Raw genomic sequence first — 23,656 nt, 5'->3', positions numbered from 1 at the left:
TGCGGACACGATTTCCACTGAACAGCCTTGTCTTTCGCGAGCGATGCTCCCGCAAGAGGAGCAGAAAATGCGAGAGCGTAAGACGACGGCTGTCGGTCCAAGCAGCTTAGTCACGATAGTCAGGCGCGATCCTATCGAGCATTCGAAGCAACGCATCCCAAGCCAATCGCATGGCATCTGGATCAGTAAGCTCACCAGCTTTCAATGCTCTAGAAGGCTGGTTGAATTGCCGCTCAGTGTAAGCGGATATCTCGTCACTAGGCAGGATCAGCTTTCCTGCTTGCTGGGCTGCCAGCTGTATTTCGCAGGCTTTTTCTAGATAGAACATTCGCAAGAAGGCCTCAGCGACGGTGCGGGCAGTGCTCAGCAATCCATGATCGCGTAAGATCATCACCGAGTTATCGTCTAGGTCTTCTACCAGTCGCTTCTGCTCGTCCAGATCCAGCGCGATACCCTCATAGCCGGGTCACTGGAGGGCTCAGTTGTCAGGTTTTTAAGAGACGGCGCTTCGTATGCGAAGCGCCATAGGAACCAGCGAGGAGGGCTAGTCCCTCAGCCTTTGATGTTACGAGGATCATTGCCTGGCTTGATGGTGTCTTTAGCCCGGAATTGGCCGTCGCGCCCCTTGGTCGTCATTTCACCGCCACCTTGGTTTTGCTGCATTTCTCGTGCGGCCTGCTGAGCCTCGGCCTGTGTGTCGTGGACGCTGGAAGCTCGGTCAGAATTGTTTCGCTTGTTCTCCCACTTTCCATCTGAGCGCTGGGAAATGGTGCGGTCTTGAGGTTTACTCATGATGAAGCTCTTGTGATGGGGTCTCCATTTATAGACCAGGAAATGGCCTTTTGCCTTCTCGGATTGTGCGCATCTGCTCATATAAGGTTTTACCAGCATGCTTACTGCCGCCCTGTACTCCTGGAGTCGGCAGATTTCTGAGGTTTACTGTTCAGGCCTAACACATCACGTAACGACTCGTTGTCTGGCCAAGACCTATGCATCAGCCACCAAACGCACGCCTGGCCGATACCTCGACTGATTGCCCCGATGCCTTGAAGATGGATGAGGCACAAAGCGCTGATTTTAGATTTTTCAGCCGGGGTCTCACTGTGACCATGCGTTTCGAGTGATAACAATCGATAGAACACGGTATACAGATCTTGTACGTCGGCTTCCCTAGCCTGATCTTCTACGTTTTTGCGTCGACGTGTTTGTTTTGCATGCTCGCTCTCCAGAAATTTCGCGGTAACGTCTTCCCCCGTATCACGATCAAAGATCCTGGCGGTACCTGCTTTCAGGTTCATTTTGAGGGCCTTCGCCAGTTCAGCAGACCCCGCGCCCATCTGGGATTCAGCATTCTCGATGGACCTGATGCCCCATAAGGATGTGATCAATTGCTCAAGCAAGCTTCGGCTCAAAATTCCCAAACAGGCTGAGTTTTCAATCGCGCCCAAAGCTGCTGCACCCTTGACCAGCTCCGATGCACGCCTCAGTTGCTGCCGAGTAAACTCATCGCGTTCATCAGGTGAGTCCCCAGCTTCTATTTGCGAAGCCTGAAATAGCGTTTCAGCTTGCACCTTCAGCGACTCAACTAGCTCATTCGTACTCGGTGATGGGTCACTCATGCGATTCCGGCGCCTTTTCAACAATGTTGGTGTGGACAATATTGACTTAAGGCGAATTTTTCTACCCATCCGAACCGTTCGGAGCTGAGGCTCGCCCCGCCGGTAGAGTCATCACCTTCCGCTACAGCTAGCTGGTTTCGCACCAGGCATCTGCTAGCATCTTTCGGCTATGTTGATCTGATCTACTCAACCACGCCGCGTCAATGCTGCAAGTCAGCTCTCTGCGCTTCGGGTGCGGCTAGCCCCTTTCTTGCTGCAAGCATTCTGAGAGCTACTGCATAGCGTAATGTAATTCATCTAAGATACAAACCAGCGTTCCGACGTAGTCAAGTCAGGCTCCAATCACATTCAGGTTAATTTTTCTATCATGTATAAGACAACTCCTCGGTCGATGCTCGGCCTAATAGAAATTCTCGAACAACAACGTGAAGAACCGTCTAGTGAATTAAATTGGAAGGATTTTGAAGATCACGTTCAGTATGTCTATCAGACGCTTTTGAGCCTTGGTGGCCACAACGTCGTCGTAGCTAAAGATGCTTGTTTGATAGGTAGAGATGGGGCTGAGTATCAGATTGATGTTTATTATGAGTTTGAAGTGGTTGGGATACGGCATCGAGTTGCTATTGAGTGTAAAAATACAAAAAGGCGTACAGAGCGCAACGACGTTTTGGCGTTCAAAGCAAAGATTGATGAGTTTTCAGACGTGATAGGCGTCATCGTTTCTGCCAGCGGATTCCAATCCGGGGCAAAAGATTTCGCAGAGCGGAATCGAATTTCAGCTCTGAGCATTGAAGAAATACCCTCAATTGGAAAGCTTTTGGGAATGCGGCTCCGTCATAATGTAATCCCAACCGAGCTTAGTGTAGGAGCCCCTTTTTGGACACTGTTTGACCTAGAGACAGGAGCACCTTACGGGACGAGTCATGAGAAAGGCACTCACGCATTGCTGTTTTGGTCAAAAAACCAAGCTGCTAAATACAAAGTTCGGAATCGAGTTTCGGAGAATTGGCAGGTTCGAGGATTAGAATCGCGCCATCTTTTTTCCTACATTCTGATTGTTGATGCAATGAACGGCAGGTTTGTGACAGCCCCACCTCCAAATCACACACTCGCCGGCGATAGCAACATGTTCAGTAATATGCCGAGACAGATTCTTATCGAAGAATACTGCGAGCAGTACAAGGAGCAGCTCCGTGACCGCCGCGTAATGCCAGGTCTAGGAGGCAAATGAGTGCGTAATGACATAGAAAAATTTAAAGCGTATCGAAGTAGCTGACGGCTAGCGTCCGATACTTCCTGAATCACAGGGTATTCTGTAGTATAAACAGACTCCTAATGGGTCTGCTTACTATCAATATCGGGATTAGCGAAGCTGGAGTAGATTGGAGATGAAGGTTTTTAGTCGCTGTCGTGCCTGGTTTTAGCAAGCCGCGATTTTTGAATCAAGATGAGTTAAAGTCTGGCTATAGCTTTAAGGTCGTGCTTGGCGAAGTGAAACTTGCCGTCCAGGGAGTTGCCGAGTTGAATCTTGATCTCGGTCAACTCCTGATTGGGTAGCTCTTTCTACGTAATGGGCGGTACATCCAAGGTATCGATTGCCGCTATTTTAATTAGATGCACTCTGTCGCCACCGTCATTCCACACAGAGGAGTTTAGGCCCCAATAGAATTCATGAGCGCGTTTGCCGCCGTTCGTCTCGTTTTTACCATTCGTACCGGGGCAAGTGTTCAGCCATACCACCTCTCCCTGTTTTACCTCACACGATGGAAAGAAATACACATGGCGGTGCTTATTGCTTGGAGTGCCATCAGAATTGAAAGTCTTATCGCAGATCATGAAATTCTTCAGGTTGCAGTCCTTGAGTACACTAATTACAACGTATTCACTAGACGATGATCCTCGTCCATTTACTTTAGATATTTTCAATTCCATGTGAACAGTTCCGTATCTAGTTTTGGTGGCCATAAGCTACCACGATCGATCGGGTCATCCAAGAGCCTAAGTACAGCCAGGTCAGTATATTTAAACATCAATAAGGCCCCCGAAGGTGACCATACCTCAATAGGTGATATTTGGCCAATCGGTGTAACCCTTGGCACCGCCGCGGTTTCTCTGGGTTCTGCACCACGGCACAGGTTGCAGTTCGACGCTTGAGAAGCTCCCAACATGCTACAGTCGCAGCACGATCTTGCCGCCTTCGGCATGCACAACGTCAGTGGCTTGCTTCCAGCCATCGGTTTGCTCTTTAAGTGGCAGCGTAGCCACGGCCCTAGGTGCTTAGTCTCGGCATTCTCAATACAGATGCTGACTGCCTTCTGGTGCCAATATGAGTAGCAGGCTTCAAAGTCGGGTTCTCAGGGGCCTTGGTAGATTGTTGAAGGGCAGTTGGTAGCCGCTCATGCTGGGTTACGAACGAGTTTCAACCCAAGGTCAGGATCTGGGGCAGCACTTCGGACTGGGCCAATTTGCTTAGTCCGCAGGTTCAGAGTCAGTCATATTTACATAGCCCCATTCGTCCTCCCGCTGTCCCCAAGCTTTCGTGTTCACCATAATGGAATCTTCTTCCACTTCTAGTGAATGACCTGTAGGGTCCTCGACAGAGCATGTGAGGTTGCACCGAAATTCAAACGAATCATTTTGCAAGTGACCATCACCGCGCCGCACATCCGAATTAGAACCCCATTGAAGTTGAACGTCTATAAACCCGGCTGCGAACAAATGAACAGTGTCGTGGGTGATCCGCTCAACCCCGCTGATATTGACGCTGACGTGTTCCAGCGAGTAGTGATGGGCTACGCTATCTAGTGCTTCGAGAGAGTCAGAAACGACCTCGTCAATCGCTTGGGCCTCGATTGCTTCAAAAAGACTATGAGCTATAAGGCTGCGACAGTTAACCATCGCCACTCCCAGCCCTCTTAGGACATCAAGTGACTTTTCAACAAGTATTTCGACCTGCTGAGTCGGAAGGTTGAAGGTTGCCTCGCTTACATGCGTGTAATTGCTCAACTCTCTCAGCGAGTCTCGGATTGCCTTACGCTCCGGCGATAGATCAAGATTTAACTCATTTTCCACGTATTCGTCTGACAATCCGCCCTGAACCACATACCGAGCATGCTGAATTTTCGTGACCCCATCCTCAATGTTATCAACCTCATTTTTGTACCACGAACATCTCAAGACATCTTCCTTGGGAGCCCGTTGCTTAAGAATAGAGCTGGTCAGCTCCCGCAAGGCATAGGCAAAGTTGTTAAATCGGAGCTTATTGTCTAGGTCTTCCAAATTTCGAAGCGCTGCGGCATATAGAGCGTGATGGAATTCATCCGCCCCCAGCAGCCACTCTACTGGATCTTCAATGGTGATCTTTTCTTCAGTCATGCGTCCGCAGTCCTCTCGGTAATCATCGACGCTGGTGTTGGCCCGGCGTTAATGCCTGTCACCCATCGAAGATGTGACGAATATTATAGGCAATGCTCCGAGAATACACCGAACCCTGAATCGCCACTTGATTCGTAGATATCTCCAAGTGGTCGCATTTGGTCGGATACGTCTTTGATACCCAAGGGTTTGATGAAATGAGTTCGGGACTCTGTCGATAGCGCATGCATCTCGGCGTGCAAGTGCCCATTCTTACACTCACACCTATTCGCCGACCAGGGGCTTGCTATCGTGACTATGGGCCTCTGGTCACACTGCGTACGGTGACAGGGACTGGACCTACCGCGTTGCCCGATGGCGTCGACGATTTGCAGACGACTCATGGACCGCCCTCCGGCTTCAGATCGGGTCGTGTCGCCTTGGCGGTTCACAACCCTCAGGAGCCGGTAATTTGGAATCCAAAATTGGGCCATGAAAGTCTGCTGTAGCCCTTGAACCACGAGGCTTTGAGGGTACCGAAACCATCTATCTTTCTCATTAGAAATAGATTGTTTTTTTCGATGCCCACGCCCGCTTGCAGCGGAATCTATCCAGCGGTTGAGTCAGCTGGATACCTGTAGCTGATGCAGCGTGGATGTTACCGCTGGTTCCTTTCGGGCCTAGCCCGGGCGGAGGAGACCATAGAGAAACTTTACCTAAAAATATCTAAATTACAATACATTGCTTGAAAATAACATAATGCTTTGCTATACTGAGGATGCCAAACTGAAAAATAAGGATAACCTATGGCTGCCGCGCAACCGGAGTGCGTCCTCTCGACCTGCATTCACCCCAATCTGCCTAAATCCAAAATTGCATCAATCCAAGCCATCATTGAGAGCGCTACCACTGTGGAGGAGGCTTGCATCCTGGCCCAGCGAGTAGCTGCGCAGATCGATCGCATGGGGCATCAATTAGGCTTTGATACATTACAGGATATTATATATTCGTCTAGAAATTCGACTTTAATAAAAAAGATATTTTCCGTCAAGTTCAAAGAATACACCGCATGGCAGATTGCCAGGATCAGCTCGATGTTGAAGCCTTTGCAGACTGTAAAAGTCAATTACAGTGCTCTTCATCTGGAAGGCTCTCTTGCTCTTGTGGGAAAAATGGGGGAGGGTAAAAATGCTTTTTGTATGGAACCCTGGTTCGAGCAAGCCAAAGAGACCGGTCAGCATCCTATTTTTGTCGCTCCATTGCGATCTCTTCTTGCGAAATTCGCTGGGGCAGAGGAGCACTACGAATCCTTGCAAGACCCTTACTACTCGCGCGCTGGCTTGAGAACAACTGCTCATTCTTTTGTCAAAGAAGCTAATGAAAAAATTAGGTCCACGGCTTCTGTCCTGATGATCGACGAACTGATCAGAACTACGGAGATTATTAACAGTAAAATCTGGGGTTGTGGCAACATGGCCTCCCGCTTGAATGGTTGGAAAGAAATCATCAACGTCGCCAAGCGTGCTGAGAGCGTTGTACTGTCCGATGCGCACCTTGGCCAGGCTTACCTGGATATTTTTCAACGTCTGATAGGAAAAGCCTTTCCCGCTTATGAGCCCCAAGTAAGTTCGTACGCTACCATCAATGTGGCATACGGTTTTACGCATGATGCTCTGTTGAAAAAAACGATGGATATCGTTTCGGCAGGTGGAAAAGTTTCTTATTTTTTTGATGGAAAGATTGATGATGGTAAGGCCATTGAGGCTTTGTTGAAAGAGCAGGGGGTGCGCGCTATTTTTCTGCACTCAACTGAAAAATCAGATACTGGCAGCAAGATGCTTGAGGTGTGCGCTGATACCAGTGCGCTCGATAATTACGACGTCGTGATTTGTAGTCCTGCTATCGGGCCGGGCTGGTCTTGTGTGCTTCCTGCTTTCACCGAGATCATGATCGAGTGTCTCGGTACAATTTCCCCAGCGAGCGTTTTGCAGTGTGTTAAACGATTCAGAGCTGTAAAGAATGTAAGCATTGCTTTCAGCTTGAATACAAGCAGAAGTTCCGCAAAGCGAAATCTTCCGGAAAGTGCCTCCAATGTAGCGTTTTACGAATCCTCTGAAGAGTTTATCGATGAAGCTGTTGACTATGATGCGGCTTACAAGCTAAGCAGAGAATATCTTGCGGATCCGATTGGCTATGCGATTTGCGAGATGAAGGCTCTCGAAAATTGGTCTAGAAATAGATACGAGAGCTTTGTTGTGCGCGGCCTTGAAACGCTTGGGTTTGATGTGAGATTTGAGGCTGTAAATCAGAGCCAGGAAATGAGGGCGCTGAAGGATAAGCATGTAGCTAAGATCGCTGAAGAGAAAAAAGCTTTCTTTGCAAATGACCAGTTCCTAAGTCATATGACGCTCGTTGGCAAAAAGCCTAAGGAGACAGCAAGCCGGCAGTCTCAGTGGCTTATCGAGAAGTCTGTCGCGGCAGCAGCTATGGGGCTATCGAGAAAATTCAATAATGACGAAATAGATTTTTTGATTGATAGGTCAGGCATTCAGATATTAAATCGCTGTCACCTGGTTTCAGGTAATGGCAAGACCACCATGTCTAACGCTGTCAGAGTCGAGCTTTTCAATGACCTTCTGGGCTTTGCACGTACGAAGAAGGTGGTGTACACAAGTGACTTGGAAGCATTTGTGGAGAAGCTTAAAGGTGAGAAACTTCGCTGGAATGGTGTGAGAATTACCAAGTATACGCTGCTCACTAAGACTCTTTTTGAAGTGAAAGGCACAAGCAAACTATTTTCGGCGGTGAAGGGTATCTTGGCACTCTTGGGTTTTAAGCTCTATTCCAGTCCCTGTCGAACCGCAGGAAAATATATTATAGACAGCTCTCTCTATGATTTTGCAGTCAACTACATTGAGAGTTCAGTGAAGGGTTCTGGAAAGCTGGAGCCAGACTCGGCTTGAAGAACCAGATTTCCTTTCTGAAGAAATTTACTGGCTAAAACATTCTACGGGAAGATTGTGGCGATAATTATCTGATTGAGCTTTACGCTATTGGCACTGAATTCTGACTTTCCATGGAGGTCGTTTGAAAAATAATAAGCTATCAAGTTATTTTGCGGGTTGGCGAGTGATGGTTAGACCTAAGTTAAAATAAAAGGGCTCTCATTGAGAGCCCTTTTGTGGTCGCCAAACCAACAAGCATAACTTACACCTTAAATTATGGCTTTCATAATTTTGATTGTCAAATTTTATCGCTAGTTAAATGTATTTCCGGGTTTATTTGTAGTGTTACGGGAGGGCATTTTTTTGATAGATATCAAAAAGGCACCTAATGAGGTGCCTTTCATAAGTCGGTGGTCATAAGACCTCCTGCTCAGTACTGCTTTATGTTTCGCTGATGAAAGTTTTAAACTTGCTTGACCACCAACCAACTGTCTTGTGACTCAGTCTCGTTTTGGCTGGAAGCGCACCGCTCTTTTCCATCCTCTCGACTGTTCGCTTGGAGACCCCCAAGATCTTTGCCACTTCATCCGCATTCATAAACCGATCAGAAATCACTGCACTCATTTTGCCTCCTATGGCTTTACTAAGCGATATAATAACTATCGAGTAGATTAAGTTCAAGCGATTTCTGATTTGTCAAACGTTGGGACCTGTTACCTCTGGCTAACGCTTGGGAGGCGGCCTCGCAACTCACTCAGATTTGCGATTCTGATGTCGCTTCGGAAGATGCCCTTCTTCAGGTTGTCGAGAAACTGGCACCAGTCCTCCAACGCTTTTTCCTTTTCCCTTAGGTACAGGTTCCTGTCGTAATGCTTGTCTTGCACATTCTCGCGTCCATGGGACAGCAGATGCGCCCTGGTCTCTTTCGTAGTCCCTAGCCCGGCAAGGACTGATTCTGCTGTCGCTCGAACCTCTTTCCAAGAAAACCTACGAGTTTTCCCTGACTTAGAAAGGTGTGCACCGGCTTCACTATAGAATTTGCTTGCATATGAGATGTTCACAAGCTTGTCAGACAGCGCAAAAGGACCGAACTCGCTCAATCGCTGATCGAGCAACGGTGCCATGATCTCTGTGATTCGGGGTGTCAGAGGGAGGAAGTGGGGATAGGGTTCAGACCGATTTCCCTTATAGTCGAAAATGACCATTCCTTGCTCGTCTAGGTTCTCCCAGCGCAGGTCGAGCACCATTTTCAGTCGTTGCCCGCCAAGGTAGAGGGGGATGAGTGCGATGGCTCGATTACGCTCTGGGAGCGTGTCTAGGTACAGCAAAAGCTCTTGAAGCTCATGCTGTTGGAGAGATTCGGTATCACCGCTATAGACGTTCTCAAGCGCGCCAACAGATTCTGCGGGGTTGTGAGTCAGCGCAAAGTTTTTGACATCTACATCCGGTCGCTCAAGGCTACGAACCGTTTTCTTAGCTCGATTGAAAGCTGCGCTAAGATAGGTATGCAGCGTATCAGTGGTCGAGCGCATGGTGGTGGCCGGTGCTGGTGTCGTATTCCCTTTCCCGCGTTTGCTAGGTTTTGCAGATTTCAGCCGATTCAATATTTCGAAGATGTCGTCTGCGGTGATGTCGCAAGCAGGCTTCTGGACAAGCTCGGGAAAAGGCTCAATAACGTGCATTTCGAAATTGCGAGCGACTTGCTTTGCTTTGACTTTGCCTCTCGCGAGCAGGTCGTCTGCATAGTGCTTGAGCAGATCCTGAAACGTGCCCAGCTTTGCTGAGTCATCAGCAGCCTTTGCTTTGGCCTCGGCTAAAGACCGAGCTTCAGCGACCTGTCGGGCGAAGTAGTCTTTCGGGCTGCCGTGAGTGAGCAGAACGTCTACCAGTTCCCGGGCCTTCTCTCTGATCTCCGCCAGTGTCAGTCCAGTGGATGCCGGTGTGGACTTATAAGCCCCAATGCTCAGCTGACCTGGTTTCCTGTCGAGGTTCCACCGGTAGTAAGCCGTCGTGATAGAGCCGACCTTTTTGAACAGGATGCTTCCAGTTCCCCGGCCTGCCATGCTCTCAGTAAGCGTTGCGCCGTCCTGAAGCCCGCGAAGTCGCTGATCATTCACTCGCTTGTCTTGCGTATTGCCTGCCATTCTCCGCCCCTGAAGTGGTCACTACTGGTTACTACTATAGAAACTACTTCTTGTGGCGTTCAACGTCCATAGGTGTCTTCATTTGTCGCTCATTTTATTAAAAAACCTTATAAAACATGAATTTACTGGATGGTATGGCGTCCTCTGACGGTGACTTTCGCTAACTGTCGTTTGTTATTAAGCCCCTCCTAAGGGGAAGGTTGCAGGTTCAATTCCTGCCTGGGACGCCATTTCTCCCCAGTGCCTCCAGCACTCCGTTCTCCTGCGCCAATCGCTCGTTACAAATCTACGCCTTAAGACGTATTTCAGCCCTACGCCCGTACCCCTATGCTTGCCCCGTCAAAGGCCACCCTCACTGGGCGCGCGCCGTCTCTGTCCACCTTCAGCAGCCCTTGGACTGGGGGCGCAGTTGCTGGTTATCCAGGAGTTTGCATGAACCAGCACGTCACCCCCGTGCCCACGGGCTTTACCCAGGAGCAGCTGCACACGCTCTATGACCTGATCAGCGACGGTATTTGGGACTGGGATGCCAACACGGGTTATGTCTATCGCAATCCTGGCTGGTACCTCATGCTTGGCTATGGGCCTCACTCGCAGGAAAACTCGGTATTGACCTGGGAGCGGTTGATCCACCCCGACGATTTCCAGCGTGTCATGGCTCACTTCGATGCCTACATCCATCAGCGCAACGAGCGTTACCTGGTCGAGTACCGGTGCCGCTGCGCCGACGGCAGCTACCTGTGGGTCGAGGACAGTGGGTACGTCATTGCACGCAATCCGGACGGCTCGGTGGCACGCATGCTGGGTGCCCATCGCAACATCGACAGCGGCAAGCGGCAACTGGCGCAGCTTGAGCGGCGCAACCAATCGCTGGAATGTCTGGTCGCCGAGCGCACGCGCGAATTGTCCTGGGTGAACGAGCAGCTCCAGCGCCAACTGGACGAAAACCGCGAGCTTGCCGAGCGTGATTCCCTGACGCGCATCGCCAACCGCTATCGGTTGGAGAATGTGCTCAAGCAGGAGTGCGAGCGGGCTCAGCGCTTTCGCCAGCCGCTGTCGATCATCGCCATGGACATGGATGACTTCAAGCCTATCAACGACCAATACGGCCATGCGCAGGGGGACGCCGCCTTGGTTCGCGTAGCCGAGGCATTGCGCTCACGCCAGCGCACTACCGACTTGCTGGCGCGTTGGGGGGGTGATGAATTTGTCCTGGTCCTGGCCCAGACGAGCCTGGAGCAAGCCTGCGCCTGCGCCGAACAACTGCGCGAGGTGGTAGCGCAGTTGGAGCCCATTGGCGAGTGTCGATTGACCTTGAGCTACGGCGTGGTGCAGTGGCGCGAAGACGACGACCCGCACAGTCTGCTGGCGCGCGCCGATCAGGCGCTTTACCGGGCAAAGGGCGCAGGCAAGAACGCCGTCGCCCAATGACCTGGCTGACCCAGGCTGCGGCAAGGGTCAGATGTGCAGTGCGTGGCCCAGCGCGCGCAGGGCGGCCTCCTGGACCGCCTCGCCCAGGGTTGGGTGGGCATGAATCGTGCCTGCCACATCTTCCAGCCGCGCGCCCATTTCCAGTGACTGGGCAAAGGCAGTGGACAGTTCGGAGACAGCCACGCCTACCGCTTGCCAACCCAGCACGAGGTGGTTGTCGCGGCGTGCCACCACCCGCACAAACCCCGTCTTGGACTCCAGGCTCATGGCCCGCCCGTTGGCGGCAAAGGGGAATTGCGCCACGATGCAGTCCAGCCCTTGCGCCACCGCCTGATCAGGGGTCAGGCCAGCGACGACCACTTCCGGGTCGGTGAAGCACACCGCAGCGATCGCAGCCGGCTCGAAGCGACGTGGCTTGCCAGCGATGCGTTCGGCGACCATTTCGCCTTGGGCCATCGCCCGGTGCGCCAGCATCGGCTCGCCCGCCACGTCACCAATGGCCCACACGTTGCGCATGCTGGTCTGGCACTGCGCGTCGATGGCAATCGCCGCGCCATTCATGCGCAGGTCCAGGCATTCGAGGTTAAAACCTTGGGTGCGCGGGCGCCTGCCGGCCGCTACCAGTACCCTGTCGGCATCAAGGCGCAGGGGCGAGCCTTCGCTATTGCGGGCCACCAGCGTGCCTTGCTCATAGCCTTCCACCTTGTGGTCGAGGTAAACGGCGATGCCGAGCTTTTTCAGCGACTCGGCCACGGGGGCGGTGAGCTCGGCGTCGTAGGTGGGCAACACCCGTTCGCGGGCCTCCACCACACTCACCTGCGCACCCAGCTTGCGGTACGCAGTGCCCAGTTCCAAACCGATGTATCCGCCACCGACCACCACCAAATGGCGCGGCACCGTAGTGGGCGTCAGTGCCTCGGTCGATGAAATGACGGCGTCCCCCAGCGGCAGCATGGGCAGCTCAATGCTGCTCGAGCCCGTGGCCAGCAACAGGTGCTCGCAGCGGATGCGCTGGTCGTCGACCTCCACGTGCTTGCCGTCGAGCAACTTCGCCCAGCCCTGGATGACCTTGACCCCGTGCTTTTTCAGCAGGGCGGCTACACCGGTGGTCAGCCGGTCGACGATACCGTCTTTCCATGCAACGCTCTGATGAATGTCCAGCTCGGGGGAGGCTACGCGGATGCCAAGTTGGGAGCCCTCGGCAAACCGGGTGGCTTGATGGAACTGCTCGGCTACATGAATCAAGGCTTTTGACGGAATGCAGCCGATGTTCAGGCACGTTCCGCCCAGCGCTTGCCCTTCGACCAGCACCGTAGGTATGCCCAGCTGGCCGGCGCGGATGGCGGCCACATAGCCGCCGGGGCCGCCGCCGATGATCAACAGCGTGGTTTCGATGATCGGTTGCATGCTCACTCCACAAACAGGCAGGCGGGTTGTTCCAGCAGGCTTCGCACGGCCTGGATGAACAGCGCGGCGTCCATGCCATCGACAACACGATGGTCGAACGAGCTGGACAGGTTCATCATCTTGCGCACCACGATCTGGCCGTCGATGACCACGGGCCGCTCGACCATGCGGTTGACGCCCACGATGGCCACTTCCGGGGTGTTGACCACTGGCGTGCTGACGATGCCGCCCAGTGCGCCGAGGCTGGTCAGGGTGATGGTCGAACCCGACAGTTCTTCGCGGCTGGCCTTGTTGGTGCGAGCGGCATTGGCCACACGGGCGATTTCCGCTGCATTGGCCCACAGGTTGCCTGCCTCGGCATGGCGCAGCACCGGCACCATCAGGCCGTTGTCCCCTTGGGTCGCGATGCCGACGTGCACCGCGCCATGGCGGGTGATGACCTGTGCTTCGTCATCGTACGTAGCGTTGATCTGTGGAAAATCACGCAGTGCCACGACCAGCGCACGGACCAGGAACGGCAGCAGGGTGAGCTTGCCGCGGTCTTGGCCGTGCTTGCTGTTGAGCTGCTGGCGCAGCGCTTCGAGAGCAGTGACGTCGATTTCTTCGACGTAGCTGAAGTGGGCCACGCGCCGTTTGGCGTCCTGCATGCGCTGGGCGATCTTGCGCCGCAAGCCGATTACCGGGACTTGCTCGCTGTCGATGCGCTTGCCGTAGCCGCTTGGCGCTTGCTCACCGGTGCGTTGGGGCTGGCTGAGGAAGGCATCGAGGTCTTCATGCAGGATGCGCCCGGCAGGGCCGCTCCCATGCACATAACGCAGCTCGATGCCGGCATCCAGCGCGCGTTTGCGTACCGCGGGCGAGGCGAGGGGTTTGTCGCTGGCCTGGCGGGGCGCCAGCGGTGCGGCCGGGCGGTTGGCCGGGGGCGTCAGCGTGGCCTGCGCGGGTTGTTCCTGTGCAGCCTGCTTGGGGGCTTCGCTGGCAGGTGGTGTTTCGGCGGCCTTGGCCTGCGGGGCGTCCACATGGTTGCCGTTGCCCTCGACCTCGATGCGGATCAGCTCGCTGCCAACCGACATCACTTCACCAGGCTGGCCGCCCAGGGCCATGACCTTGCCACTGACCGGGGAGGGGATCTCCACCGTGGCCTTGTCGGTCATGACATCGGCCACGACCTGATCCTCGGCGATTAGGTCGCCCACCTTGACGAACCACTCGACCAACTCAACCTGCGCGATGCCTTCGCCAATGTCCGGCATCTTGATGACATGCGTGCCCATTCAGACCTCCATGACCTTTTTCAATGCCGCACCCACCCGCGATGGCCCTGGGAAATACGCCCACTCCTGTGCATGGGGGTAGGGCGTGTCCCAACCGGTTACGCGCTCGATGGGCGCCTCCAGGTGATGGAAGCAGTGCTCTTGTACTAGCGCGACCAGTTCGGCGCCGAACCCGCAGGTTCGCGTGGCCTCATGTACCACCACGCAGCGGCCGGTCTTCTGCACCGAGGCGACGATGGTTTCCAGGTCCAGCGGCCACAGGCTGCGCAGGTCGATCACCTCGGCATCGACGCCTGTCTCTTCGGCCGCGACCTGGGCGACATAGACCGTCGTGCCATAGGTGAGGACCGTGACGTCGTTGCCGGGCCGGGTTACCACTGCCTTGTCCAGGGGCACGGTGTAGTAACCGTCGGGCACGGCGCTTTGGGGATGCTTGGACCATGGCGTCACAGGACGGTCGTGGTGGCCATCGAAGGGGCCGTTGTACAGGCGCTTGGGCTCAAGGAAGATGACCGGGTCATCGCACTCGATCGAGGCAATGAGCAGCCCCTTGGCGTCATAGGGGTTGGACGGCATGACGGTGCGCAGCCCGCACACCTGGGTGAACATCGCTTCCGGGCTCTGGCTGTGGGTCTGGCCACCATAAATGCCCCCGCCACATGGCATGCGCAGGGTCAGCGGCGAGATGAACTCGCCAGCAGAGCGGTAACGCAGCCGCGCCATTTCCGACACGATCTGGTCCGAGGCTGGATAGAAATAATCGGCGAACTGAATCTCCACCACCGGCCGCAAGCCGTAGGCACCCATGCCCACCGCCGTGCCGACGATCCCGCTTTCGGAAATCGGGGCATCGAACACCCGCGATTTGCCGTACTTGTTTTGCAGGCCCTCGGTGCATCGGAAGACGCCGCCGAAGTAACCGACGTCCTGGCCATACACGACCACGTTATCGTCGCGCTCGAGCATGATGTCCATGGCCGAGCGCAGGGCCTGGATCATGGTCATGGTGGTGGTGGCCATGGCGGTTTCCGGGTTGATGCTGTTGTTGTGATCGTTCATTTCAGACCCCCAGTTCCTGACGTTGGCGACGCAGGTGGTCCGGCATTTCCTTGTACACGTCCTCGAACATCGAAGCGGCACTGGGGATGTGTCCGTTGGCAAGGGTGCCGTACTGCTCGGCTTCCTTCTGCGCGGCGATCACGGCAGCCTCGAATTCGGCCGTGGTGGCCTGGTGTTCTTCTTCGGACCAGTGGCCGATCTTGACCAGGTGCTGCTTCAGGCGAGCGATCGGATCGCCCAGCGGGAAGTGGCTCCAATCGTCCGCAGGGCGGTACTTGGACGGATCATCGGACGTGGAATGCGGGCCAGCACGGTAGGTGACCCACTCGATCAGGCTGGGGCCGAGGCCGCGGCGTGCGCGTTCGGCTGCCCAGCGCGAGGCCGCGTAGACGGCCACGAAGTCGTTGCCGTCCACGCGCAACGAGGCGATGCCACAGCCCACGCCGCGGCCGGCGAAGGTGGTGGACTCGCCGCCAGCGATGGCCTGGAACGTGGAAATCGCCCACTGGTTGTTGACCACGTTGAGGATGACTGGGGCGCGGTAGACGTGGGCGAAGGTAAGGGCGGTGTGGAAGTCCGATTCGGCGGTGGCACCATCGCCGATCCAGGCCGAGGCGATCTTGGTATCGCCCTTGATGGCCGAGGCCATGGCCCAGCCCACCGCTTGCACGAATTGGGTCGCCAGGTTGCCGCTGATGGTGAAAAAGCCAGCCTCGCGTACCGAATACATGATTGGCAACTGGCGGCCCTTGAGCGGATCACGCTCGTTGGAGAGCAGTTGGCAGATCATGTCCACCAGCGAAACGTCACGGGCGATCAGGATGCTTTGCTGGCGATAGGTCGGAAAGCACATGTCGGTGCGGTTCAGCGCCAGTGCCTGGGCACTGCCGATGGCTTCTTCGCCCAGGCTCTGCATGTAGAAGGACATCTTCTTCTGGCGCTGGGCGACGACCATGCGGCTGTCGAAGATCCGGGTCTTGAGCATGGCGCGCATGCCCTGACGCAGTACCTGCGGATCAATGTCCTCGGCCCAGGGGCCTTGGGCATTGCCCTGTTCATCCAGCACGCGCACCAGGCTGCCGGACAAGTCGGCGGTATCGGCGGCTTCTACGTCGATGGGCGGTTTACGGACCTGGCCGGCGTCATTCAGGCGCAGGTAGGAAAAATCGGTCTGGCAGCCTGGCCGGCCGGTAGGCTCGGGCACATGCAGGCGCAGGGGGGCGTACTCGTTCATGCTGTTTACGCTCGCTCGGGTATTTGTTTTTGTGAGCTTTGAAGCGGTCGCTGCTGAGTGCCGGCTCGTGACCAGCAGGTCAGCGTCAACTACATGTTAGTTGCCTCGGCGCAGAATATTTCTCTCTAGTTGATTGCCTTTGGCGAGCAGGCCAGATAAACATTTCGCATAAACACAAAAAACCGGTGATTTTGTCTCATGCGCAAACTCGATCGTACCGATATCGGCATTCTCAACAGCCTTCAGGAAAACGCCCGCATTACCAACGCCGAGCTGGCACGTTCGGTCAACCTGTCGCCTACGCCCTGTTTCAATCGGGTGCGGGCCATGGAGGAGCTGGGCGTCATTCGCCAGCAGGTCACGCTGTTGTCGCCCGAGGTGCTGGGGCTGGATGTGAATGTATTCATTCATGTGAGCCTGGAAAAACAGATAGAGCAGGCATTGCACCGCTTCGAGGAAGAGATCGCCGAACGGCCCGAGGTCATGGAGTGCTACCTGATGACTGGCGACCCGGACTACCTGCTGCGTGTGCTACTGCCCAGCATTCAGGCGCTGGAGCGGTTTCTGGATTACCTGACCCGCCTGCCGGGCGTTGCCAACATTCGTTCCAGCTTCGCCCTCAAGCAGGTGCGCTACAAGACAGCCCTGCCGTTACCGGCAAACGGTATGACCTTGCGCGAATGACTGCTGTCCAAGTTCGTCGGTGCCCTGTGGCGTGGCCTGACCCGTCTATCACCTGGCCACGGACGAGGGACTATTCGATTTTGCAGCACGGGGCCTGCAACGCCTGTCGTAAGCCTTTATTCTGCACGTACCACTGCCAGCTCAACCCGGGAGCCGAAGGGATTTATGCGCACTATCTGGAAGCCGTTTCAGTCGTTGTATTTCGCTGCATTGATGATGTTGATCGGCTCGGGCCTGCTCAGTACCTACCTGGCGCTGCGCCTGGCTGCCGACAACGTCGATAGCCTGTGGGTCGGTGCCTTGATGGCGGCCAACTACTTCGGCCTTGCCGTGGGCGGCAAGGTCGGCCACCGGCTCATCGGCCGAGTAGGGCATATACGCGCCTATGCCACCTGCGCCGGGATCGTCGGCGCCGCCGTGCTTGGGCATGGCCTGACCAACTGGCTGCCGGCCTGGGTCGGGCTGCGGATGATCGTGGGCCTGGGCATGATGTGTCAGTACATGGTCATCGAAAGCTGGCTCAACGAGCAGGCGGACGTGAAGTACCGGGGCGCGGTATTCAGTGGGTACATGATCGCGTCCTACCTGGGCCTGGTGTTGGGTCAGCTGATACTGGTGGTGCACCCTGAGCTGGGGCTTGAGCTGCTGATGCTGGTCGCGATGTGCTTCGCCCTGTGCCTGGTACCGGTGGCCATGACCCGCCGCATCCACCCTGCGCCGCTGCGTCCGGCACCCATGGAGCCGAAGTTCTTCATCAAGCGCGTACCGCAGTCGCTCAGTACCGTACTGGGTTCGGGTTTGATCGTCGGCTCGTTCTACGGCCTTGCTCCGCTGTATGCCGCCAGCCAGGGCCTGAGCACCGAGCAGATCGGTCTGTTCATGGGCTGCTGCATCTTCGCAGGGCTGGTGGTTCAGTGGCCGCTGGGCTGGTTGTCGGACCGTTACGACCGTGCGGTACTGATTCGCAGTGTCGCAGTGGGGCTGGCTGTGACCGCCGCGCCGCTGGCGATCCTGCCCGACGTGCCGCTGGAGTTGCTGTTCGCCATGGGCTTTGTGGTGTCGCTGTTGCAGTTCAGCCTGTACCCGCTGGCCGTGGCTTTTTCCAACGACCACGTGGAGAGCGAGCGCCGCGTTTCGCTGACTGCCATGCTGCTGGTGACTTATGGCGTAGGGGCGTGCATCGGCCCACTGGCTGCCGGCGTGCTGATGAAAGTGCTGGGGGTGCAGATGTTGTACGCCTTCTTCGTATTCTTTGCCCTGGTGCTGGTCTGGCGCATCCGTCCAAAAGCCGTCACTGGCCTGCACCAGGTCCAGGATGCCCCCTTGGGCCACGTCGCCATGCCCGCCGCCGGCTCGCCCCTGTCGGCAGCGCTGGACCCCCGTGTGGATGAGCAGACCGTGCAGGATGTGATGCAGACACCGGTAGCGGCCGAGGATACGGAGGAGGCCGAGAAAGACAGCGAGTCGCCGCAGGAGGAGGTGCAAGGCGATAAGCCGGTTTGAATGTGGGGGAAGTTTGGGCAGCTGCTCGAGCATGAAATCAGAGACATGCGCTGTTTTGCTGTTGCTGTTGCTGCTTCTAAGCGCGCGGTAGTCCAGGCGCCGCAGATCGCGACTTCAGGAGGCCGAGCGAAGGGCTTGCGCAGGGAGGTGACAGGCATGGATGCCTGTCAAGCGCTGGGCCCCAGGATGGGGCCTGCAGCGCGGTCCTCCCGGAGCGAGGGAACCCCGGAGCGCAGCGCAGGGGCCGTATGATAGGAGCAGGCGATTTTTGCTTACTTTTTGACAAGACAAAAAGTGAGCCGCCGTAAGGGCGGAAGGGTGACTGCGCGCCACCCTCGCCAATGAATACCTACACTGTTTTAAACGCCCATACCCACGCTTTAAAACTCAGTGATAGCACCCAAACTGCTGAAAGGCCGCAGGGGCCCAACCGCCAACTGCAAATCAATAATCGTCCTTATCAAACCGCCGCGCCTCACGCTGCAGCTGATAGACAAAACTCTCCACCTTGCGCTGGGCAGGCCCACTGAGGTTATGAAAACGAACCCCAGCAAACGTGGTATTGATGCGCTCTTCATAATGCAGATGGCGCAGCTCGACCATGGTATCCACCAACCCAAGCGGTGCGCCGGCCTTGAAGCGTTCATAGACCTGACCCAGCTGCAGGCGATCCTCGACATTACCGTCAAAGCGCAGCTTGCACCCGGTAGCCGACACATCCAGCAACTTGCCACGCAAGGCACCATTGCCCTTGAGGTGCGCGCCATCAAGCATGATGTCCACCAGCTGCGACAGCTTCAGCGCGGCACGAAACGCGTTGCGGCGCTGGTGATAGGTCATCTCCAGCGGCAGGCCACCGCGGTAGCAGCGATGGCCGTCCACTTCGCTGATGCGCAAGCCGTGGGTGCATTCCCAGGCGATGCGCACACCATCATGAAAGCCTTCCACCCGGAAATGCTCGCCGTTTTCGATGAATTTCTCACCGTCGCGGGGGATCAGCTCGTCAAGCGCCAGCACATTGTTTTCCCGATCGACGTCCACCACGTAACTCTGGAAGCGATGGCCTCGGTCATGGAAGGTGATGATCAGGGGGTCGTGACTTTCCTGGAGCTGCCGTAAATTGGCCGCAATTTCCAAGGGTGTGCTCAGCACCTTGGGCGGTTGCGGGGCATCGGATTCATTGAACACGGCTTGACGTTCTCCAGGCAAAAGCGACACAGGCAATTAACAGCATTTTGCCAGTATGTGCCGTGCCTTGATAGGGAAATCACACTTGGCTGAGGGCGCGCGGCTTGGTCAGGGGCGAGGTGCTGCCGCGGCTGTTGTAGAGCGAGGGTGAGTCACCGCCCATGAGAATGCGTACCTGGTTGTTGGTGACCTGTTGCTGAACCTGAATGATACGGCCATTGGTCAAGTTGACCTGCTGACATTCATCCATCAGCTGCGCCAGCGTATCGAGTCGCTCCAGCATCACGTCACCGTGCGGCGATTGCGCCGCCACCGCCTGTACGCCGGCGCGGTCTGCGCTCAGGCCCAGGTCGGTCAGCAACTGGCCACGGCGCTGGCCGTGTTGTTCGAGCAGGATGATCAGTGACTGTTTGCGCGCCAGGATCTGCTCGAGCAACTGCATGTCGCGACCGTGCAGCGCGACGGCCTCGTTCTGCAGCAGCTCGAGCAGCTCCTGCATGGGGGCAATGTCTTGTTCGATCAGTTGCAGCAGCGTGGTGTCATGCATGGCTAACTCCCGGTTTTCAAGCGTCCATTGAAGTCAGCGCACCCGACGGTCAACGCTGTGCTTCGAAATCAAGCAGCTTGCTGGCGACCCGGCCGGCATCAACCTGGTAGCTGCCGTCGGCAATGGCCTGTTTGAGCTGGGCTACCTTGGCGCTGTTGACGACGGGTTCATCGCGCAGCTTGTCGCTGATCTTTTGCAACTGCTGGGCCTCTGGGCTCAGGTGTACGGCTTCTCCGCTTGCACCCGCGCCCTTTACTGTTTCCTGGCTGGCGGCCGGCTTTTCAGTGCTGCCAGGGGCATTGCTGCCGCGTACGCCGCCGGTGACGGCCGGGGAATTATTCAAACGACTGAAGTCGATGACCATGATCAGAAAACCTCTGGGTTTATGGACGCTTGCCTTGTTTTCGGCCAACTCACGATAAACTTTAGGCACAAATGCGTGGCTGTCTTGAGCGACAGCCTGTTACCCGTTTTCTGACACAGTCTAAAAAAAGCGGTTCCCGTGCGCCAGCGGCTTTCGCCCACTGGCTTACATGCTCACCTCGACCTGGCCCGGGCCTGTCACCATGGCCTTGACCACGCGTTTGGAATTGAGGTTGCGCACCCGAATCTGCTCGCTGATGCCGCCTTTGCTCAGCGCCTCGCCAGGCATGCGTACGCTCAACGTGCCGCTGCGGGCAACGATCACCACATGATCGCCTTTGCGCACCACCTCCGCCTGCTCCAGGTGCTGAGGCGTCAGCACCTGATCCATCACCGTCGGGCGCAGCATCTTCATGCCGACCGCCTGGCCCATATCGGTCAGAAACCCTTGGCCCAGCGTGCCGACGTCCCGTTCGCGCAGGGCCACATCACCTTCGCTCACCACGTTGTCCCGTCGCAGCGGGCGGGTGACCACGACCACCTCGCGGAACAAGCGAACAGTGGCGGGCACGAACACGGTCCAAGGCGCCGCGCCGTCGCAGCGCACACGCACCGTCACCCGCCCCAGCGGCACGCTCGGGCTTTCCAACGAGGCGTCGAGCGCCTGGCTGCACAGGGGCATGCGCAACCGTGGGTCCAACGGGTTGACCTGAATCTCGTAGCGGCCGGCCGTTTGGGTCGTGGCGAGATAATCTTCGACGGTGAACTCAAGAAACCCCTGGGTGACACCGATAAGCTGTTCAGGCATGGTGAACGCGTCCGCCCAGGTGCGAACCGGTACCAGCAGGCACAGTGCGGCCAGCAAGCCAGCCAGCAGGCGCGTCAATCGTCGGGAAACTGTCGTTTTCATGTACATGGCGCTCAAAAAAGCAAAGCCCGTGCCGACTTCTTGAGTGAGTGGCAACGAATGGCTGACAGGTAAGGAGTTCGGCATGGCGGGGGTTATGGATTCGGTCAACCAGCGCACACAGCTGGTAGGGCAGAATCGCCTGGAACTGCTGCTGTTCCGCCTCAACGGCGAACAGCTTTATGGCATCAACGTTTTCAAGGTCAGGGAAGTGCTGCAATGCCCTGCGCTGACCATTCTGCCCAAGGCGCACCCGGTAGTGCGCGGCGTCGCCAACATTCGCGGCGCGACGATCCCGATCCTTGACCTGTCGATGGCCACCGGCCTGCGCCCGTTGCAGGAGGACACGCGCAGCAGTTTCGTGATCATTACCGAGTACAACACCAAGACCCAGGGCTTCCTGGTGCACTCGGTCGAGCGCATCGTCAACATGAACTGGGAAGAAATCCATCCGCCACCCAAGGGGACCGGCCGCGATCACTACCTGACGGCAGTCACTCGGGTGGACAACCGCATGGTCGAGATCATCGACGTGGAGAAGGTGCTGGCCGAGGTCGCGCCGTCTTCGGAGTCGGTGTCGGCGGGTGTGGTGGACGCCGAGGTGCAGGACAAGGCCGTGATGCTGCGGGTGTTGACCGTCGACGATTCGTCGGTGGCACGCAAGCAGGTCAGCCGCTGCCTGCAGACCGTCGGCGTCGAGGTGGTGGCGCTCAATGACGGTCGCCAGGCCTTGAACTACCTGCGCCAGTTGGTGGACGAAGGCAAGAAGCCAGAAGAAGAGTTTCTGATGATGATTTCCGACATTGAGATGCCGGAAATGGACGGCTATACCCTGACAGCGGAAATTCGCAGCGACCCGCGCATGCAAAAACTGCACATCTGCCTGCATACTTCCCTGTCCGGGGTGTTCAACCAGGCGATGGTCAAGAAAGTGGGCGCCGATGACTTCCTGGCCAAGTTCCGGCCGGATGATCTGGCCCAGCGCGTGGTTGACCGGATCAAGGCAGCGCATTGAAAGGCGCCGGGGTTCGCCCCGGCCACAGTGATTGAAAAGAGGCGGCAGCAGTGTCTACGGGTAATTTGGATTTCGAACAGTTCCGGGTATTTCTGGAAAAAGCCTGTGGCATCTTGCTGGGCGAGAATAAGCAGTACCTGGTGTCCAGCCGCCTCAACAAGTTGATGGAGCAGCAGGGCATCAAGAGCCTGGGCGAGCTGGTGCAGCGCATTCAGGCGCAGCCGCGTGGCGGCCTGCGCGAGCAGGTGGTCGACGCTATGACCACCAACGAAACCCTGTGGTTTCGCGATACCTACCCGTTCGAGGTGCTCAAGAACAAGGTCATCCCCGAGTTCATCCGCAACAACCCCGGCCAGCGCCTGCGCATGTGGTCGGCGGCGTGCTCGTCGGGCCAGGAGCCGTACTCCATCTCCATGGCCATCGACGAGTTCGAACGCAGCAACCTGGGCCAGCTGAAAATGGGCGCGCAGATCGTTGCGACCGACCTGTCGGGCACCATGCTCAACAACTGCAAGACTGGCGAATACGACAGCCTGGCGATAGCCCGCGGCTTGTCGGCCGAGCGCCTGCAGCGCTACTTCGACCCCAAGGGGCCGGGGCGCTGGGCCATCAAGCCGGCGATTCGCAACCGGGTGGAGTTCCGCTCGTTCAACCTGCTCGACAGCTATGCAAGCCTGGGCAAATTCGACATCGTGTTCTGCCGCAACGTGTTGATCTACTTCTCGGCCCAGGTCAAGAAAGACATCCTGCTGCGCATCCACAGCACGCTCAAGCCGGGCGGGTATCTGTTCCTGGGCGCATCCGAAGCCCTCAACGGCCTGCCGGATCATTACCAGATGGTGCAATGCAGCCCGGGGATCATCTACCAGGCCAAGTAGGCCTGAGTCGTATATGGCGCTGACAAGACGTCTTGTCAGCGGCCTTCACTGAGTCGGCCCTGCCGCTGACGTCAAATTTTTGTTTTGCCGCTCAAGTGCGCTTC

19 protein-coding genes and 1 pseudogene are annotated in these 23,656 nt (G+C 56.3%); 7 read left to right on the top strand and 13 right to left on the bottom strand.

Annotation, left to right across the window (positions count from 1 at the left end; all coding sequences use genetic code 11):
• Positions 1–106: 106 nt before the first annotated feature.
• The 3 genes and pseudogenes from MOP87_RS14175 to MOP87_RS14165 all read right to left on the bottom strand — a co-directional run.
• A pseudogene (locus tag MOP87_RS14175) lies at positions 107–460 on the bottom strand (class II aldolase/adducin family protein); the annotation flags it as partial.
• Between the two features lie 92 nt (positions 461–552).
• Positions 553–792 carry a DUF2188 domain-containing protein gene (locus MOP87_RS14170; RefSeq protein WP_242809683.1) on the bottom strand — a complete coding sequence of 80 codons (240 nt, stop codon included), beginning with the start codon at positions 790–792 and terminating at the stop codon, positions 553–555.
• 101 nt (positions 793–893) lie between these two features.
• Positions 894–1,619 carry a DUF5677 domain-containing protein gene (locus MOP87_RS14165; protein ID WP_242809682.1) on the bottom strand — a complete coding sequence of 242 codons (726 nt, stop codon included), beginning with the start codon at positions 1,617–1,619 and terminating at the stop codon, positions 894–896.
• A gap of 367 nt (positions 1,620–1,986) precedes the next feature.
• Between MOP87_RS14165 and MOP87_RS14160 the strand changes: the two genes are divergently transcribed.
• On the top strand, positions 1,987–2,850 hold the full coding sequence (locus tag MOP87_RS14160) for a restriction endonuclease (protein ID WP_242809680.1): 864 nt from the start codon (positions 1,987–1,989) through the stop codon (positions 2,848–2,850).
• Between the two features lie 1,238 nt (positions 2,851–4,088).
• On the opposite strand, the gene MOP87_RS14155 is transcribed toward MOP87_RS14160, so the two are convergent.
• Positions 4,089–4,994, bottom strand: a complete 906-nt coding sequence (locus tag MOP87_RS14155; RefSeq protein WP_242809679.1) for a hypothetical protein — start codon at positions 4,992–4,994, stop codon at positions 4,089–4,091.
• A gap of 785 nt (positions 4,995–5,779) precedes the next feature.
• Here MOP87_RS14155 and MOP87_RS14150 point away from each other — a divergent pair.
• Positions 5,780–7,936, top strand: coding sequence for a hypothetical protein (locus MOP87_RS14150; protein ID WP_242809677.1), 2,157 nt, complete (start codon positions 5,780–5,782; stop codon positions 7,934–7,936).
• 695 nt (positions 7,937–8,631) lie between these two features.
• On the opposite strand, the gene MOP87_RS14145 is transcribed toward MOP87_RS14150, so the two are convergent.
• A complete protein-coding gene (locus MOP87_RS14145) occupies positions 8,632–10,062 on the bottom strand; it encodes a hypothetical protein (protein ID WP_242809675.1) in 1,431 nt (476 codons plus the stop codon).
• 432 nt (positions 10,063–10,494) lie between these two features.
• Here MOP87_RS14145 and MOP87_RS14140 point away from each other — a divergent pair, with 432 nt between their 5' ends.
• Positions 10,495–11,493, top strand: a complete 999-nt coding sequence (locus MOP87_RS14140; protein WP_028688021.1) for a diguanylate cyclase — start codon at positions 10,495–10,497, stop codon at positions 11,491–11,493.
• A 27-nt stretch (positions 11,494–11,520) separates the two neighbouring features.
• Here the strand turns inward: MOP87_RS14140 and lpdA are convergent, their stop codons facing one another.
• The 4 genes from lpdA to MOP87_RS14120 are packed head-to-tail and all read right to left on the bottom strand — an operon-like array spanning position 11,521 to position 16,467.
• A complete protein-coding gene (lpdA, locus tag MOP87_RS14135; RefSeq protein WP_145280148.1) occupies positions 11,521–12,900 on the bottom strand; it encodes a dihydrolipoyl dehydrogenase in 1,380 nt (459 codons plus the stop codon).
• Between the two features lie 2 nt (positions 12,901–12,902).
• Positions 12,903–14,174, bottom strand: a complete 1,272-nt coding sequence (locus MOP87_RS14130; protein WP_145280146.1) for a dihydrolipoamide acetyltransferase family protein — start codon at positions 14,172–14,174, stop codon at positions 12,903–12,905.
• A complete protein-coding gene (locus tag MOP87_RS14125; RefSeq protein WP_027915928.1) occupies positions 14,175–15,233 on the bottom strand; it encodes an alpha-ketoacid dehydrogenase subunit beta in 1,059 nt (352 codons plus the stop codon).
• Between the two features lies 1 nt (position 15,234).
• The gene (locus tag MOP87_RS14120) at positions 15,235–16,467 is read right to left on the bottom strand and encodes a 3-methyl-2-oxobutanoate dehydrogenase (2-methylpropanoyl-transferring) subunit alpha (RefSeq protein ID WP_027915929.1); all 1,233 of its coding nucleotides are present in this window, start codon (positions 16,465–16,467) and stop codon (positions 15,235–15,237) included.
• Between the two features lie 198 nt (positions 16,468–16,665).
• On the opposite strand from MOP87_RS14120, the gene bkdR reads away from it, so the two are divergent.
• Together bkdR and MOP87_RS14110 are read left to right on the top strand one after the other, a co-directional pair.
• Positions 16,666–17,151, top strand: a complete 486-nt coding sequence (gene bkdR / locus MOP87_RS14115; protein WP_023533792.1) for a Bkd operon transcriptional regulator BkdR — start codon at positions 16,666–16,668, stop codon at positions 17,149–17,151.
• Positions 17,152–17,316: 165 nt separating this feature from the next.
• The gene (locus MOP87_RS14110) at positions 17,317–18,654 is read left to right on the top strand and encodes an MFS transporter (protein ID WP_145280144.1); all 1,338 of its coding nucleotides are present in this window, start codon (positions 17,317–17,319) and stop codon (positions 18,652–18,654) included.
• 444 nt (positions 18,655–19,098) lie between these two features.
• Here the strand turns inward: MOP87_RS14110 and MOP87_RS14105 are convergent, their stop codons facing one another.
• The 4 genes from MOP87_RS14105 to flgA all read right to left on the bottom strand — a co-directional run bounded on the left by MOP87_RS14105 (position 19,099) and on the right by flgA (position 21,668).
• Positions 19,099–19,842 (bottom strand): flagellar brake protein, encoded by a 744-nt coding sequence (locus MOP87_RS14105; RefSeq protein WP_145280142.1) that lies wholly within the window; start codon positions 19,840–19,842, stop codon positions 19,099–19,101.
• A gap of 79 nt (positions 19,843–19,921) precedes the next feature.
• Positions 19,922–20,389 carry a flagellar protein FlgN gene (locus tag MOP87_RS14100; protein ID WP_027915932.1) on the bottom strand — a complete coding sequence of 156 codons (468 nt, stop codon included), beginning with the start codon at positions 20,387–20,389 and terminating at the stop codon, positions 19,922–19,924.
• A gap of 49 nt (positions 20,390–20,438) precedes the next feature.
• The gene (flgM, locus tag MOP87_RS14095) at positions 20,439–20,753 is read right to left on the bottom strand and encodes a flagellar biosynthesis anti-sigma factor FlgM (RefSeq protein WP_023533930.1); all 315 of its coding nucleotides are present in this window, start codon (positions 20,751–20,753) and stop codon (positions 20,439–20,441) included.
• Between the two features lie 165 nt (positions 20,754–20,918).
• Positions 20,919–21,668 (bottom strand): flagellar basal body P-ring formation chaperone FlgA, encoded by a 750-nt coding sequence (gene flgA / locus MOP87_RS14090; protein ID WP_110607044.1) that lies wholly within the window; start codon positions 21,666–21,668, stop codon positions 20,919–20,921.
• Positions 21,669–21,744: 76 nt separating this feature from the next.
• On the opposite strand from flgA, the gene MOP87_RS14085 reads away from it, so the two are divergent.
• Positions 21,745–22,674: a chemotaxis protein CheV gene (locus MOP87_RS14085; protein WP_023533940.1), complete on the top strand. Its 930-nt coding sequence runs from the start codon at positions 21,745–21,747 to the stop codon at positions 22,672–22,674.
• Between the two features lie 50 nt (positions 22,675–22,724).
• Positions 22,725–23,552 (top strand): protein-glutamate O-methyltransferase CheR, encoded by an 828-nt coding sequence (cheR, locus tag MOP87_RS14080; protein ID WP_023533991.1) that lies wholly within the window; start codon positions 22,725–22,727, stop codon positions 23,550–23,552.
• The last annotated feature ends 104 nt before the right edge of the window (positions 23,553–23,656 follow it).

Source organism: Pseudomonas sp. I3-I5, from assembly GCF_022699445.1.
Taxonomy (GTDB): domain Bacteria; phylum Pseudomonadota; class Gammaproteobacteria; order Pseudomonadales; family Pseudomonadaceae; genus Aquipseudomonas; species Aquipseudomonas fulva.
The sequence above is the reverse complement of the archived record's forward strand: the minus strand, read 5'-3'. Positions and strand labels throughout refer to the sequence as shown.